The organism is Aeromonas sp. 2HA2 (assembly GCF_029237345.1).
Taxonomy (GTDB): domain Bacteria; phylum Pseudomonadota; class Gammaproteobacteria; order Enterobacterales; family Aeromonadaceae; genus Aeromonas; species Aeromonas salmonicida.
Genome location: NZ_JAACGB010000005.1, coordinates 200362 through 213477, shown reverse-complemented (window position 1 = coordinate 213477; position 13116 = coordinate 200362). Strand labels below are relative to the sequence as shown.

The following is a 13116-nucleotide window of genomic DNA, read 5'->3' as shown; positions in this document are numbered from 1 at the left end:
ATTAATTTTAAGTATCACCCCGCCAGACGCCTCGCAACACCGCCATGAACATCAAGCAACTGCACTATTTCCACGAACTGGCCAGGCATCGGCATTTTGCCAAGGCCGCCAAAGCCTGCCACATCACCCAGCCGACCCTGTCGGCCAGCATCACGGCACTGGAAAAAAACCTGGGCACGGATCTGGTGGTGCGCACCAGCCAGTTCGTCGCCCTCACCGAGGCGGGCGAGCTGGTGCGCCAGTACGCCGAGCGGATGCTGCTCGAACAGGAGGCGCTCAAGCAGGAGCTGGCGCTGTTTCACGGCGAACTGTCGGGCACCTTGCGCATCGGCATAGTGCCCCAATCCAATGTCGACATCATGCCGCTCATTGCCAGGTGCAAGCAGCGCTACCCAGATATCGTCATTCGCCTGTCGGTGCTGAGCAACGAAGCCCTGCTGTCACAACTGGCGCTGCACCAGTGCGACATAGGTTTGGGGTTTGACGAGCCCCCCGGTGAACCCGGCAGGCACGCCTTCAACCTTTACCCTCAAGGTCACAACCGGATGGCGGTATTGAAAAACCGCGGCGCGGCGGAGCCCCTCCCCTCCTCTGCGCCCATGACCCTGGCCAGTCTGCAAACCCGGCCACTGGTGCTGCCAAGCCGCGCCATGCAGTTTCGCCGATACCTGGATCTCGCCGCCGAGCGCGCACGGATAAACCTGAATGTGGTGCTGGAGACAGACTCCCTGTTCCATCTGGTAAGTGCGGTGCGCCACCAGCTGGGCTGGGCCATCGTCAGCGCTGGCCTCGCCCACTCCGCCAGCCAGCTCTCTGATCTGGTCTGTCATCCCCTAGAACCGATCGAAGCCGGCAGCACCGTCTTCCTCACTCGCCAGCACAGCATCACCCCCGCCATGAGGGCCTTTCTGGATCTGGTGGCAGAAGACGCCACCATAGGCTGGGCGCAATAACGAAGAAGCCCGCCAATGGCGGGCTTCTTCGTTATGCAAGGAGCACAGACAGGATCAGGTCGCCATCTGCTCGTGGGGCGATCCATGGTGGCGCAGCCAGGCAAAGCTCAGGGCTACCAGCAGGACCATGATCGTCATGATGGCCCCCAGGGTCACCTGGCCCTCCATCGGGAAGCAAGCCGCCAGCAGAGTGACTATCCCCGCCCCCAGGTTCTGCATCCCGCCAAGAATGGCGCCAGCCGTCCCTGCCTGACCCGGGAAGGGTTCGATGGCGCAGGAAGTCGCGGTCGGATAGAGGATGCCGCTACCGATGAAGTAAACAGCGGCGCCCCCCACCAAAGAGGCGGCACTCACCACCCCGAACAGGCCTGGCAGCAGTATGATGAGCGACCCCAGCGCCAGGAAGGCGATGCCAAGGCGCATCAGTTTGCCCTGGCTCAGGCGAAAACTGAGCTTGGCAGAGAGCCAGGCACCGAACAGATAACCGGGCAGCGGCAACACGAACAGCACGCTCACGGTGCGGGCGCTCAGCTTGAGCACATCGCCCAGCAGCACGCCAGCCGCCGCTTCAAACACGGCAAGTCCTGCAAAGGTCGCCATCAGGCAGAGCAGGTTGCCCTGAAAGCGTGGATTGCCCAGCACGTGGCGGTAGGCGGCACCGACCCGCAGCCGCTCTTGACGCGCCGCCACCGGCAGGGTTTCACCAAACCAGGCCAGCAGGGCCAGGGTAGTCACGGCACCAAAACCAAACAGGAACCAGTAGCCGGCACGCCAGTTGAACAGCTCGGTCAACCAGCCGCCCAACACGGGGGCCAGCAGCGGGGAGAAGATCACCCCCATGCTCACCAGACTGTTGGCCCGATTGAGCTCGGCGCCGCTGTAGCGGTCGCGCATCACGGTCCGGCTCATGGCACCACCGGCACCGGTACCCAGCCCCTGGATCAGGCTGCCGATCAGCAGGGCCGTGAAGCTCGGGATCAGCTGAATGGTCAGTGTCCCCACCAGAAACACCATCATGCCGACAAGCAGCACGGGGCGACGGCCGATGCGATCCGACAGCGGACCATAGACAAACTGGGAGAGCCCGTACGGGATCAGGTAACAGGCCATCACCGCCTGCAACTGGCCGGAGGCCACGTTGAAGTCCCCCGCCATCATGGGAATGGAGGGCACATACAGGGTCTGGGTCATCTGGCCCACAGCGACCATGAGAATGGTCAGAAAAAACAGAGGGTAAAAACTGTGCCGATACATATCTCAGTCCCGCAAATCATCAAAAGCTGCCGCTCCCCTGGCAGATAATCTGCAGAGGGGATCCAAAAAACAGAGTCAATCAAAGGTGAAAATACAAGGCGGAGAACCCGCACCGGCCGGGAGCAGGACACTCCCTTGGCTTGGGGTGATCTTAGTGATTCAGATCACGAAAAACGAACGAATCTTTATAATCAGCTTTCCCTAGTTTTTCTAATGTGACGGGGTTATTCACCCCGTCAGCGACACAAATCAAGGGGTTATCATCGACAAGATGCCTTCAGACCTCGTCATCATACTGTCCGCCGCACGCGGGCAACATCCAGCCCCTCATCTTGGGTGCCTGCCGTCATCCCCAGCCGCAGACAGCGTTCCCCCACCTTGTCGGCCAGGGCTTCGTCATGGGTCACCAGCAGCAGGGCACAGCCGATCTCTCCCAGCTCCTCCAGCAGGCAGGTCATGGTCTGCTGCTGACTGAGGGGATCGAGCCGGGAGGTGGGCTCATCGGCAAACAGCATTACGGGGCGCAGCAACAGGGCCTGGATCAGCGACAGCCGCTGCAACTCGCCCCCAGATACCTGACCCGGCAGACGCCTCAGCAAGCTCTCATCGAGCCCCAGCCTCGCCAGATAATCGGTGAGACGCTGACGGGGCAACCGATGGCGGCGCAGCAGATCGTCAAACAGGGTCCCGAGGCGCCCCCGGCTGGCAAACGCCTGCACAGGATCCTGATAGAGTTTCTGCCAGCGATGGTGAGCGACCCCTTCCCGGCGCACCACATCCCCCTTCAAGGGACGCTGCAGACCGAGCAGCACATTGCCGAGGGTGCTCTTGCCCGCACCGCTCGGCGCCATGATGGCAAGCCGCTCCCCTTCTGCCAGTTGTACATCGAGCCCCTGGAACAGGGTCTGTTCGCCATACCCCATGGTCAGCCCCTCGCCCCTGAGCAACCAGTCGCCTGTGGCCGGTGCACTTTTCTTGGGCCAGGCCGCCGGCTCTGCCGCCAGCAGGGCCCGGGTGTAGGTGTGGGCCGGGTGATGCAACACCCGCTCGGCAGGGCCTTGCTCCACTATCTCGCCCCCCTTGACCACCAACACCCAGCCACCCAGCGCCCGGGCCAGAGTCAGGTCGTGGGTTATGGTCAACAACTGACGAGCCTGCGCCAGATAGCCCAGCAGCAGCGCTTGCAGCCTGGCGCGGGCCAGACTGTCCAGCCCCTTGGTGGGCTCGTCGGCGATGAGCAGTCGGGCCTGCCCCAGGGTGGCGGCCGCAAAGGCGGCTCGCTGGGCCATGCCGCCGGAAAGCTGGTGCGCGAAATGACGCTCACGCCCTGCAAGCCCCAGGTGCTCGAGGGAGGCTCTCGCCCGCGAGCGGGCCTGTTGACCTCCCGCAAGCCAGCCCTCCTCCACTTGGTGCAGCAGCCCCATGGTAGGGTCGAGTGCCATCACAGGCTCTTGCGGCAATATCGCCAGCTCCCGCCCCCACAGGGCACGCAGTTGATGGGGCTCGGCCAGATCGTAGTGATGACCGGCCACCTCAAGCTGGCCTTGCCCAAGTAGCGGTGCAGGCAGCGTGCCCATCAGGGCATGGGCCAGCAGGGATTTGCCCGAGCCACTCTCCCCCACCAGGGTCAGGGCACTGCCGGGAGTCAGGGTCAAGTCCAGCGCTTGCAGCAGGGTCTGCTTGCCATCGCCAACCTGCACGCCCTTGATGTGAATAGCAGTCATGACCTGGCTCCTTGTGAAGAACGGGGATGGGGCACTGCCTTCTGGTTGAGCAGCACCAGTGCCAGCAGCATCAAGCCCATCACAATGATGGGGGCCAGCAGCAGACGGGGTGCCTCCTGATAGTGCGGCAACGCCTCCGTCATCATCAGCCCCAACTCAGGGGTGGGGGGCTGAATGCCCACCCCGACAAAGCCCAGGGTGGAGAGGGTCAGAATGGTCCCCGCCAGACCGAACGCCATCATGGTCAGCAACTGGGGTGCCAGCTCGGGCCAGAGGTGGCGGCGCACTATGTAGCCGTTGCCAAAACCGAGCAGACGGGACGCCTCCACCTGGGGTGATGCGAGCAAGGTGCGACCGCGGGCCCGCACCACCCGGTAGTATTCCACCCACTGCGCCATGGCCAGACCGAGATAGAGGATGGCAAAGCCGCCCTGAGCCATGGCGGAGAACAACAGCACCAGCAGCAGGCTGGGCAGGGCCAGCACACCGTCGGCCAGGCTGCGCAGCAGCCCATCTGCCCAGCCACCGCGCCAGGCCGAGAGCCACCCCAGCAGAGAACCGAGCAGGGCGGCCGTCATGACGCACAGGATCCCCAGCAGCAGCGACAAGCGGGTAGCCGCGGCCAGCCGCGCCATCAGGCTGCGTCCCAGCTGATCCCGCCCGAGGGGCTCCTGCCAGGAAGGGTCGGCCAGAAAGTTGACCAGATCCTGAGCGGCAGGATCGGGCCAGATGAGCGGTGCCAGCAAGGCAAACAGCACCACCAGCAGGAGCAGGCTCGCGCCGGCTTTCAATGAGAGAGACATGATCAAGACTCCTTGGGACCGCGAGGATCAATGGCGAGGCAGAGCAGATCGGTCAGGGTGTTGAGCAGCACAAACAGCGCAGCCAGCACCAGCACTGTGCCCTGCACCATGGGCACGTCGCGCCAGAAGATGGCATGCACCAGCGCATGGCCTATACCGGGCCAGGCAAACAGACTCTCGACCACCACCACACCTTCAATCAGGAGCACCAGCTGTACGCTGGTGTAGGCAATGACGCTGACCCCGGTATTGCGCAACCCGTGGCGCAGAAATACCCGCACTGGCGACAGCCCCTTGGTGAGGGCAAAGCGGTAATAATCGGACTGCACGACAGTGAGCACGCTTTCTCGCACGACCCGGGCCAGCACGCCGGATAGGCCAAGCCCCAGGGTAAAGGCGGGCAGCCAGAGGTTGTGCCCCTCCCCGTGCCCCGCGGCACTGAACCAACCCAGCTCCACCGAGAGCAGCACCATCAGCACCAGACCAAGCAGAAAGGGCGGCAGTGCCCGCATCAGTACGCTCCAGGCCAGAGTCAGCCGATCGCAGAGCCCCCCCGGACGCAAGGCGCTCAGGCTGCCAAGGGGCAGCGCCAGCAACAGGGCCAGCACAACGGCGGCCAGTGCCAGCGACAAAGTCGCCCCCAGATGATGACCAATCTCACCGACGACCGGAGCCCCGGTGACCAGCGAGCTGCCCAGATCCCCCTGGAGCAAGGCGGCCAGCCAGTCGCCGAAGCGGGACAGGGCCGACTCGGCCAGCCCCAGTTCATGGCGCACAGCGTTCGCCGCCTCTGCGGTGACATAGTCATAGCCGTAGCGACCGGCGGCGATGCGAAAGGCGATATCCCCGGGCAAGGATTGCACCATCAGAAAACAGAGCCCGGCCACCAGCAGCGCCACCATCAGTGCCTGTACCAGACGCTGACTCAGGACGCCCACGACAGCAGATAAGGGCAAGCCTGTCATTGCGCACCCCAAGTCAGCCTGGTCAGGTAATAACTGCGCTCTTGGGGATCCAGTTCAAAACCCTTGAGCTGGCGGCTGACGGCTGCACTCTGGCGATACCAGGCAATGGGCAGCAGCGGCAACTCCTGTTGCAAGGTAGCGGCGATGTCACGCCTCAGCATGGCGGCCTCTTGCGTGGGCAAGGCTTCACGACCAAGCCGCGCCAGTTGAGCTGTCAGTACAGGGGATTGCCAGTTCATTACCCCCCAGTCGGCTCCGGCAGGGGCAAGGTCGCCCAGCAGGGTCACCAACGGATCCGGCACCAGCGCATAGTTGCGGGCATAAAGGCCGAGCTGGAGCGAGCCATCCTGATGACCTGCCGGGATCTCGCTCGAGTTGCCCACCGCCACCTTGAGCTCGACACCCACTTCCTTCCACTGAGCCTGCAACGCCGTCGCCAGCTGAGGCAACTCGGGGCGATCCGGGAAGGTGCGCAGAGTCAGAGTGAAGCGCTCCTTCCCCTTGTGCAGCACGCCATCGGCCCCCTTCTGCCAGCCTGCCGCGGCAAAGGCCACTTGCGCCGCCTCCACGTCATAGGCAAGCGGTGTCAAGCCGGGCTGATGCCATTCCTTCAGACTGGGAGGAAAGAGCTGGGTCGCCGCCATCTCGGGATCCCGCAGCAGGGCTGCCGCCATGCCGCTGCGGTTGATGGCCAGACTGAGCGCACGCCGCACGGCCGGATCGCTCAGACGTGGATCGGCCCCATTGAGTTTGAGCTGTATGGTGCGTGGCAAGGTCACAGAGGCGATGCCCACCCTGGGCGCTTGTTGCAAACGGCGTATACTGACCGGATCAAGTCCCCATGCGATGTCAGCCTGACCACTCTCTGCCATCAGGGTACGGCTCTCGGCGCGCCCGACCGTCAGGTAGCTGACCTGCTCGATGGCGGCCTGGGGGCCATCCCAGCGGTCAAAACGCGCTGTTTCGATCCGCTGAGGCTGCTGCAAACGGGTAATGCGATAGGGGCCGGATCCAATCACCTGCGTCACCTCCCCCTTGTCGTCATATGCCCCCCTGGCCAGGATCTGGGTACTGGGATGGGCCAGCACAGCCGCCAGCGAGGCGAAGGGGTGGGCAAGGGTGACAAGCAGCGCCCCCTCTTTGGCCTCAATGGCGGTAATCGGTGCGCTGGTCAGTACCCCTGGTTTGCGCCAAGCCTGTTGCAACGCAAACGCAGCCTGCTCGGCATTCACCTTGCTGCCATCGTGAAAATGGGCGTGGGGGCGCAGCGTGAATCGCCACTGCAAGCCATCCTCTGAGCGGGACCAATCACTGGCCAGCCCCGGCTGCAAGCCTCCCTGACTGTCAACTTCGACCAGGGTCTCTGCTACCTGCAAACGGGTAAAAAAGACACCGTTGCTGGCCGGGTCGATGCTGTGGATTTCCCATGGCCCCACCATGGTCAGCGGCTTGCCATGGACACCAGCACTCATGCCTGCCAGCAACGCCAGGGCACACCATCCTGAATAGGCGTATTTTTTTGTCATCGTCTCCATCCGAATAATCATTGTCATAAACCGAAAGTCGATCGTTATAACATAACAACTAATCAGGCAGAATGACTTTCCACTCTTGATGAGTCACTCGTTTGTGGGGAGTAAATAGTGGGGCCAGACGCCCCTTCTCAAAGGGCATGGATGATGTGGCGGGGTGATGTAAAAACAAGGCGGAGAAGCGAGAAAAAGATGGCCCCGTCACGGGGCCATCTTGTCAGCTTAGCGAGTCACCATCTGCTGGGCTTGCTTGACCAGATCGGCCGGATCCTCGTTGCGCGGCGGTATGGCAATCCCTTTCTGGCAGGCGGGGCGAGCCGCCATACGTGCCATCCAGGCTTGCAGATGGGTCAACCCGTCGATGGAGATACCGCTCCAGTCATAGATGCGCACCCAGGGCCAGGTGGCTATATCGGCGATGCTGTACTCATCGGCCAGATACTCGTGCTCCGCCAGATGGGTGTCGAGCACCTCGAACAGGCGTCGCCCCTCTTTCTGATAGCGCTCGATGGCGGCCGGGATCTTCTCCGGGAAATAGCGATAGAAGACGTTGGCCTGCCCCATCATGGGACCGACGCCGCCCATCTGGAACATCAACCACTGGATGGCCTGGGAGCGACGCTTGGGATCCTGCGGCAACAGCTTGCCCGCCTTCTCTGCCAGATAGAGCAGGATGGCGCCGGACTCGAACACCGCGAAATCGCCGTTATCCCGATCGACGATGGCAGGGATGCGACCATTGGGGTTGATGGCCAGAAACTCGGGCTTTTTCTGATCCAGCGCCGACAAATCGAGCGGGATCACCCGATAGGGCAATCCCAGCTCTTCGAGGGCAATCGCCACCTTGAAACCATTGGGGGTGGCTGCGGTATAAAAATCGATCATCATGGACTCCTTGTGATTCAGGCCCGGGCGCAGAGGCTAACCTCGGCCCATTTGTGCCGGATCCGGGTTGGTGCTATGTGCACATGCAACAAGACAATTGGATGTGGGCTGCGCATCTCGCAGCAGCGGCACAATATCGGCCAGTTATGACAAATATTGCGCCGCTTGAACAGCCCGATAAAAGAGGATGCCAGGTTAGCTGCACAACCCCATGGGTTGGCGCTGGCGCAGCAGAATGAGGCGGGACAGCAGCGGAAAGTAGGACTCAAGCTTGTTTAATAGCACCCGGCTGCAGGCTGGATCAGCCAGTTCAGACTCGGCCAGCGCTATGCCATTGGAGACAAAATAAAAACGGGGATCCCGTACATCCGGCCCCTGAATGGTGAGGGAGTCATCCCCCCTGTGCATCAGCAGCGGCAATACCGGCAAGCCGAAGCTATCGCCACTTCGCTGCCAACCGAACTCGGGCCAGACAGTATCGCCATCGAGCAGCAGAATGGCCGCCTCCTCTTTACCCGGCTGCCATTGCGATGGCTGGGTAATATTCACCTCGTCGAAGTAGGCGCCATATCCGGTTGATGCTCTCAACGCCGCTAGCAGTCCCTGGGTAGTTGCTGCCGACGGTTTTTGACTGACTAATGACAAATTCATGATCCACATCCCTATGCTCATGCAGCCTGTTATTCGGCTACTGCCATAAGACTAGACCAAAAAGAGTCTGTATTGGAGCCGTCAGATCTGGCAGTCGCCAAGGTCGGGGAGAAGGCGTATAACGGTTGTCATTATCGAAAAGACTGGTATCATACCGCGTCCTTTTATCCCCCGTTCTTTAACATCCAGTGGTGAACCTATGCATCCGATGCTGAATATCGCCGTGCGCGCTGCGCGCAACGCCGGTCAAGTAGTAGTAAAAGCCTTTTCCCAGCCCGAAAACATCGAGGCCATCCAGAAAGGCAGCAATGACTTCGTGACCAACGTTGACCGTGACGCCGAAGCGGCCATCATTCACACCATCAAAAAATCTTACCCGGAACACAGCATCATTGCTGAAGAGTCTGGTGAGATTGCCGGTACCAATCCGGACTACCAATGGATCATTGACCCACTGGATGGCACGACCAACCTCGTCAAGGGCATTCCGCACTTTGCCGTCTCCATCGCCCTGCGCGTCAAGGGCAAGACAGAACAAGCCGTCGTCTACGATCCCATCCGTGACGAGCTGTTTACCGCGACCCGTGGTAACGGCGCCCAGCTGAACGGCTACCGCATCCGTGTCGGCAAGGCCAAAGAGCTGGCTGGCACCGTTCTGGCTACCGGTTTCCCATTCAAGCAGAAGCATCATATCGAGCCCTACCTGAAGATGTTCCAGAGCATGTTCATCGAATGTGCCGACATCCGTCGCTCCGGCTCTGCCGCGCTGGATCTGGCCTATGTGGCCGCCGGTCGCGTCGACGGTTTCTGGGAGATCGGCCTCAAGCCCTGGGATACCGCAGCCGGTGAACTGCTGGCCAAAGAGTCCGGTGCCATCGTCACCGACTTCGTCGGTGGTCACAACTACGAAAACTCCGGCAACATAGTGGTTGCCAACCCGCGCGTCCTGAAAGAGATGCTCGGCAAGATCCGTGAGAACCTGCCGGAATCTCTGGCCAAGTAAGCCGTTACCCGCAGCGCACACATTGAACCCGGCCCAGGCCGGGTTTTTTATGTCTATTGCAAAGCCAGCTATCTGCAAAGCCGCAAAACAATCCTGCCCAGCACCTACCATACCCTCAGCCGGGAGCTTGCTATACAGATACACTCAGCAAGTGTCTTGCAACCGATATCAAGCCCCTCCCCCTTTGCAGCCTGCCCGCCTTGGCTCAATCAGCCGCAAAAAAGGGTTTATCCACTGGGTGCCGGCCTTTTGAGTACTGTCATCTTTGCCAAATAACAAAACCCGGCCTGAGCCGGGTTTTGTTATCAATCCAACGGGACAGTGCCAGCTCAGCGTGAGCCGACCCGGCACTGCCCTCCTGTCATCAAGCCAGGCGGAAGCGACCCATGGTCTGCTTCAGACCGGCGGCCAGCTGGCTCAGCTCCAGACAGGCACGGGCGGTGTGATCGGCGCCGATGGCAACCTCGTTGGAGGATTCATTGATCCGCTCCACGTTGCGACCCAGTTCATCGGAGACAGCATCCTGCTCGCCACAGGCACTGGCAATCTGAATGGCCATGTCGGCAATCTGGGCAACCGCTTCTTCAATTTGCTGAATGCCGTTGCTGGTCTGCTCGCTCTGCACTACGCACTGGCGGATCATGTCACAGCTTTGACCTGTCACCTCTTTCGCCTGGTTGGCGCGCGCCTGCAGGGTTTCTATGATGGCAACGATCTCGCCGGTGGATGCCTGGGTGCGACCCGCCAAGGTTCGTACCTCATCGGCCACCACGGCAAAGCCACGACCCTGCTCACCGGCACGAGCCGCCTCGATGGCGGCGTTGAGCGCCAGCAGGTTGGTCTGATCGGCGATGCCGCGGATCACGTCCACCACCAGATTGATCTGGGCAGATTCACGCTCCAGCTCGGCGACCAGGGTCCCCGCCTGTTCAATCTCCTCGGCAACCCGGGTAATGGCCACCAGCGAGCTCTGCACATCCTGATTGCCGCGACGGGCAAGGGCGTTGGCGGAGCTGGCAGATTCGGAGGCTGTCTCTGTATTGCCTGCCACGTCGGCCACGGTCGCCTTCATCTGGGTCATGGCGGTCGCAACCAGGGAGATCTCCTGCTGCTGGCTCTGGATCCCTTGCGCCGATTGTTCGGAAACGGCACTCACCTCTTCGATGGCGGCGCCAAGCTGGGTCACCGCGGCAACCACCTCTTCAATCAGACCACGCAGATTATCCTGCATCTTGAGGGATGCCTTGGCCAGCATGCCCAGCTCATCGCGACCTATGTGCTGACGATCCAGCTGATGGGTCAGGTCACCGGAGGCGATGGCGTTGGCCTGTGCCACGACTGCGTACAGCGGCAAACAGATCTGGCGTGTCAGGAACCAGGTCATGGCCATCATGAACAGCAGCAGGCCGCCGATGCTCACCATGGCAAAACTGGTCACCATGTTGACGCTGTCGAGCAGGCTGCCACGGTTCTCCTTCACGAAGCCGAGGTTCACCTCCACCAGGTTGTTGACCGACTGCTCCAGGGCGCCATAGGCGGCGTTTGACTGGAATAGCAACGCCTTGGCCTCGGCAGGCTGACCTTGCACCAGCATCTGATCAACGGCATTGACCGAGTTCAGGTACTGTTGCCAGTCCTGCTTGGCACGATTGAATACCTGACGCTCATGATCGGCGCCGACCGTTGCCTCGTAGGCACGAAAAGCACGCTCGACCTTCTGGACATTGTCCTGGATGCGGCCACGACGGGCCTGCAGATCAGCGGCATCGTCAACCATCAACAGGGCAAACTGGGCACGACGCACATAGGAGACGTCGTAGAGCAATTTTTCTACCGAGAGCACGCTAGGCAGGGTGGAGTCGGTAAAATTCAGCACGCGGTCGCGCACGCCGCGCAACTCGCTGGAAAGGAAAATACCGAATATCACATTGACGGCGGCAATGACCGCAAAAACCACGGCAATCTTTTTGCCGATAGACAGATTTTTATAAAACATGGTGGCTGGTGATCCTCAACTGCTGACAAGCAGGTGCACTGTGGCGATCACATCCGTATGAGCTGATACCCGGGCATTCCTGCCGGGAAGTGGGGCGTTGCGAAAGACCAAGGGAAGGGCGGGTTTCGCGAGGGCGGCACTTTACCATAAAACCGCTCACTCCTTCACCGGATTTATCGGCGAGAAAGCAAGTTGTTTTTCCCCATAACCAGACTTTCATCACGCACTTTTTATAGCGACCAAATCATTTCAAATAGTTAGCCGATGGAGACAATCGACGGGCGGGCATGGACAAAGCTGGTCAGGCTGGGTGTAATGCACAGGATGGTTACAAGCCATCCTCATCTGCTGTAGAGAGGTCAAGTTTATGGATAACGTGTCGGTCCTGCCGGTTTCCTCCTGGTCAGTCCAACTGCGCGAGCAGGTGCAGGCTCGCCCACTGACCGCCCTCGGTCTGCTCATCGCGCTGGCCGCCGTCTTGCTGCTGCTATTGCAGAGCCTCATCATGCTGGCGACTGACGATATGAGCACAGGCGTCCGTTATGGTCTCATCGGCGGGGTAGCGGGCTTTGCCGCCACCGCCCTCGGCGCCCTGCCGGCACTCTTCTTGCGTTCCGTGCCACAACGAGTGGAAGACGCCATGCTGGGCTTTGCCGCCGGCATGATGCTGGCCGCCAGCGCCTTCTCCCTGCTGCTGCCGGGACTCGAAGCAGCAGATGGGATCACAGGGGATGGCTTTCTCGCCGCGGCCGTTGTGGTGGCCGGCATGACCCTGGGGGTGCTGCTGATGCTGGGGCTGGATCAGTTCACCCCCCATGAGCACGACAAGACAGGCCCCTGCGGCCCAGGTCACCAGCAGTGCTCCCGGGTCTGGCTGTTCGTGTTTGCCATTGCCCTGCACAACCTGCCGGAGGGGATGGCCATCGGGGTCAGCTTCTCTCAGGGGGACATGTCGGTGGGGCTGCCGCTGACCACGGCCATCGCCCTGCAAGACATTCCGGAAGGGCTGGCGGTGGCGCTGGCCATGTGCGCCGCCGGATTCAGACCCTGGGTTGCGGTATTGGTTGCCATAGCAAGCGGCTTGCTCGAACCCCTCGGCGCCCTGCTTGGGGTCGGCCTCTCCAGCGGCATGGCCATCGCCTATCCCATAGGACTGGGGCTGGCGGCGGGCGCCATGCTGTTTGTGGTCTCCCACGAGGTGATCCCGGAAACGCACCGCAATGGTCACCAGACCCACGCCACTCTGGGCCTGATGGCCGGCTTTGCCCTGATGATGACCCTCGACACCGCCTTGGGTTGATAACATGCTGATAAGTAGCCTGATATCTCATTCGTTGACGATACTGACAT

The 13116-nt window shown here is 61.2% G+C and carries 11 protein-coding genes; 3 read left to right on the top strand and 8 right to left on the bottom strand.

What is annotated here, in order from left to right; genetic code table 11:
- The first annotated feature begins 44 nt into the window (after nucleotides 1-44).
- Nucleotides 45-953, top strand: coding sequence for a LysR family transcriptional regulator (locus GWQ29_RS09605; protein ID WP_275919305.1), 909 nt, complete (start codon nucleotides 45-47; stop codon nucleotides 951-953).
- A gap of 54 nt (nucleotides 954-1007) precedes the next feature.
- On the opposite strand, the gene emrD is transcribed toward GWQ29_RS09605, so the two are convergent.
- The 7 genes from emrD to GWQ29_RS09570 form a co-directional block, all read right to left on the bottom strand.
- Nucleotides 1008-2207: a multidrug efflux MFS transporter EmrD gene (emrD, locus tag GWQ29_RS09600; protein ID WP_275909361.1), complete on the bottom strand. Its 1200-nt coding sequence runs from the start codon at nucleotides 2205-2207 to the stop codon at nucleotides 1008-1010.
- A gap of 290 nt (nucleotides 2208-2497) precedes the next feature.
- Nucleotides 2498-3931, bottom strand: a complete 1434-nt coding sequence (locus GWQ29_RS09595) for an ATP-binding cassette domain-containing protein (RefSeq protein ID WP_275919304.1) — start codon at nucleotides 3929-3931, stop codon at nucleotides 2498-2500.
- Nucleotides 3928-4734, bottom strand: a complete 807-nt coding sequence (locus GWQ29_RS09590) for an ABC transporter permease (protein ID WP_275919303.1) — start codon at nucleotides 4732-4734, stop codon at nucleotides 3928-3930. Before GWQ29_RS09590 ends, GWQ29_RS09595 begins: the two co-directional genes overlap by 4 nt.
- 2 nt (nucleotides 4735-4736) lie before the next feature.
- Entirely contained in the window at nucleotides 4737-5699 is a 963-nt protein-coding gene (locus GWQ29_RS09585) for an ABC transporter permease (RefSeq protein ID WP_275919302.1), read from the bottom strand.
- Entirely contained in the window at nucleotides 5696-7225 is a 1530-nt protein-coding gene (locus tag GWQ29_RS09580) for an ABC transporter substrate-binding protein (protein WP_275919301.1), read from the bottom strand. Before GWQ29_RS09580 ends, GWQ29_RS09585 begins: the two co-directional genes overlap by 4 nt.
- Before the next feature lie 228 nt (nucleotides 7226-7453).
- Nucleotides 7454-8116: a glutathione S-transferase N-terminal domain-containing protein gene (locus GWQ29_RS09575; RefSeq protein WP_021139807.1), complete on the bottom strand. Its 663-nt coding sequence runs from the start codon at nucleotides 8114-8116 to the stop codon at nucleotides 7454-7456.
- 195 nt (nucleotides 8117-8311) lie between these two features.
- A complete protein-coding gene (locus tag GWQ29_RS09570) occupies nucleotides 8312-8767 on the bottom strand; it encodes a hypothetical protein (protein ID WP_011898874.1) in 456 nt (151 codons plus the stop codon).
- Between the two features lie 199 nt (nucleotides 8768-8966).
- Here GWQ29_RS09570 and suhB point away from each other — a divergent pair, with 199 nt between their 5' ends.
- Nucleotides 8967-9770 (top strand): inositol-1-monophosphatase, encoded by an 804-nt coding sequence (suhB, locus tag GWQ29_RS09565; RefSeq protein ID WP_005310327.1) that lies wholly within the window; start codon nucleotides 8967-8969, stop codon nucleotides 9768-9770.
- A 364-nt stretch (nucleotides 9771-10134) separates the two neighbouring features.
- Here the strand turns inward: suhB and GWQ29_RS09560 are convergent, their stop codons facing one another.
- Nucleotides 10135-11766: a methyl-accepting chemotaxis protein gene (locus GWQ29_RS09560; protein ID WP_021138566.1), complete on the bottom strand. Its 1632-nt coding sequence runs from the start codon at nucleotides 11764-11766 to the stop codon at nucleotides 10135-10137.
- A gap of 367 nt (nucleotides 11767-12133) precedes the next feature.
- Between GWQ29_RS09560 and GWQ29_RS09555 the strand changes: the two genes are divergently transcribed.
- Entirely contained in the window at nucleotides 12134-13066 is a 933-nt protein-coding gene (locus tag GWQ29_RS09555; protein WP_275919300.1) for a ZIP family metal transporter, read from the top strand.
- The last annotated feature ends 50 nt before the right edge of the window (nucleotides 13067-13116 follow it).

Coding starts and splice junctions, on each gene's coding strand:
- GWQ29_RS09570 (WP_011898874.1), bottom strand. CDS start 8,767: ATGAATTTGTCATTAGTCAGTCAAAAACCGTCGGCAGCAACTACCCAG.
- GWQ29_RS09605 (WP_275919305.1), top strand. CDS start 45: ATGAACATCAAGCAACTGCACTATTTCCACGAACTGGCCAGGCATCGG.
- GWQ29_RS09555 (WP_275919300.1), top strand. CDS start 12,134: ATGGATAACGTGTCGGTCCTGCCGGTTTCCTCCTGGTCAGTCCAACTG.
- GWQ29_RS09560 (WP_021138566.1), bottom strand. CDS start 11,766: ATGTTTTATAAAAATCTGTCTATCGGCAAAAAGATTGCCGTGGTTTTT.
- GWQ29_RS09595 (WP_275919304.1), bottom strand. CDS start 3,931: ATGACTGCTATTCACATCAAGGGCGTGCAGGTTGGCGATGGCAAGCAG.
- GWQ29_RS09580 (WP_275919301.1), bottom strand. CDS start 7,225: ATGACAAAAAAATACGCCTATTCAGGATGGTGTGCCCTGGCGTTGCTG.
- GWQ29_RS09590 (WP_275919303.1), bottom strand. CDS start 4,734: ATGTCTCTCTCATTGAAAGCCGGCGCGAGCCTGCTCCTGCTGGTGGTG.
- GWQ29_RS09585 (WP_275919302.1), bottom strand. CDS start 5,699: ATGACAGGCTTGCCCTTATCTGCTGTCGTGGGCGTCCTGAGTCAGCGT.
- GWQ29_RS09575 (WP_021139807.1), bottom strand. CDS start 8,116: ATGATCGATTTTTATACCGCAGCCACCCCCAATGGTTTCAAGGTGGCG.
- emrD (WP_275909361.1), bottom strand. CDS start 2,207: ATGTATCGGCACAGTTTTTACCCTCTGTTTTTTCTGACCATTCTCATG.
- suhB (WP_005310327.1), top strand. CDS start 8,967: ATGCATCCGATGCTGAATATCGCCGTGCGCGCTGCGCGCAACGCCGGT.